Origin of the sequence: Vibrio sp. McD22-P3 (assembly GCF_021568915.1) — a bacterium.
In the GTDB taxonomy this organism is placed as follows: Bacteria; Pseudomonadota; Gammaproteobacteria; order Enterobacterales; family Vibrionaceae; genus Vibrio; species Vibrio mediterranei.
This window is the reverse complement of the sequence record NZ_JAKGTN010000057.1, coordinates 1-1,742: the sequence shown is the minus strand read 5'-3', so window position 1 is coordinate 1,742 and position 1,742 is coordinate 1. Positions and strand designations below refer to the sequence as shown.

The window sequence follows — 1,742 nt, the reverse complement described above, 5'->3', positions numbered from 1 at the left end:
GCATACGGTGATAGATGAATTACAAAAGTCAGGTGTCGCTGAACATCTCGTTGCTCAGGTCGTTGGACATAAGCATAACACCATGACCTATGGGCACTATGCCAAGCGTCTAGAGCCCCAGGAGCTGATTGATGCTGTGAACAGCTTTGACATCAATCTTAGCTAATCGAAACACAAAAAACCGTCACACTAAAAAGTGTGACGCAATAGCAACCCGCTGCGGTAGTGTCACACTTTTACTTCGTAAAAGATGAACACTACCTGCGGGCAAGAGAAGTATCTCTTGGCTCTCTGTCATGCACAACCTTCGGTTGGCATTTGACTTACTTTTCCTTATGCCAAAACATCCAACTATGTGACCAAATCTTCTTGGCACTCTTGCCTCCAGCTCTTGCGGATTTATACAGTTTATTGGGCTTGAATCCCGTTTGAGTATGAAAAATGGCTTGTTTTGTCTTGAGTCCAGTCTCGTTTTGTCAGTAGAATATTTAGTAAGTTATTGTTAAGAGTAGGATTAGCGCTATTCCCGCTAAGATAATGAGTATTATTAAAAAGTGATAACACGCAGGCTCGTTTTTACGTAAAGGCAGAGTGCTAAATGTGATGTATTAGCATTATATCTAAGTGGCTTATGGTAGCTTGAATGAAAGTTAGGCAAGTTGAAAAACGAGCAGACCCGTTATTAAGAATGTTAGTCTTCATGGAGGAAGCACCAATGAAACGACAGATTGCTTGGGCACTTCTTCGGCTTGGATTAGTTGGAGTTATCTATCTGCCGATAGCGTATACGTTTCTAATACTTATCGAAACTTCGCGCCCTCGATTCCTAGAAATGAACTGGGATGCTTATATTTGGCTTACCTTGTTTCTATTGGTCATTGGTTACTGCTTTCTTCGCATGTCACGCACGAAAGAGTTTGGCAAATTGTTTTTAGTTAGTGTCCTTGGGGTTTCTGTATTAATGATGTACGAAGGACAGTCTTATACCTTTGATGTGCGTAATATATCGGCAAATACTTTATATGTGGTGTTCCTGTTTTTGATTTCAGGAGTCTACTTTGTAGTACCTACAACATGGATAAAGCCATTGTTGTTTTTGCTACCTGTTAGTGCGTTGAGTTGGTTCCTAAGAATGTCGTTATATCAACCAATTTGCTTTTCTTATGAGGTATATTTAAGCAAATCAACTATGAGTCCAGAACAGTACGATAAGGTTGTGGGTCTGGTTCTACAAAGCTTTCCAACGACGTTTATAGGTGGTTCAATGGCATTTGGGTTATTACTTCCATATTGGTTTGCGTTGTATGGTTCTAACCCAAATTCAACTTACAAAAGCCTAACAAAGCGCTGATATGACCCCCACTGTCAATTAAAATGTAGAAGTTTGTGCTGATCTGTCCCAGCTAGACTGAACGTTTCACGAAACGACTTTCTGATACCAAAATTTATCCGCATTTTTCTAATTTACCTGAATACTCTAATAAGGTTCCGTCCAACGATTTGCTGACTAGGTAGATCATCGTATTCAGCCCGATGGGCGAAGTTAGTAAGTTAGTTCAGTAACTTATTAACTTACTAACATAACAATCTGATAAATCTTGACGTTAAACCATGAAATGGGCTTTAATCTGTACCAGACAGACCAACAAATTGATTTTCTAGAAATCTAGACAACTCATTGTAAAATAAGCAGTTTTAGTTTTTAGGCGTAGCGTTCAAATCCCTATCTCTCCGCCACATTC

1 protein-coding gene is annotated in these 1,742 nt (G+C 39.6%); it reads left to right on the top strand.

Annotated elements, in window-relative coordinates; genetic code table 11:
- Nucleotides 1–643: 643 nt before the first annotated feature.
- Nucleotides 644–1,351, top strand: coding sequence for a hypothetical protein (locus tag L2W36_RS27195; RefSeq protein ID WP_236112065.1), 708 nt, complete (start codon nt 644–646; stop codon nt 1,349–1,351).
- Nucleotides 1,352–1,742 lie beyond the last annotated feature (391 nt).

What these genes read in the sequence shown, in the direction of transcription:
- L2W36_RS27195 (WP_236112065.1), top strand. Translation starts at nt 644, where the DNA reads ATGAAAGTTAGGCAAGTTGAAAAACGAGCAGACCCGTTATTAAGAATG.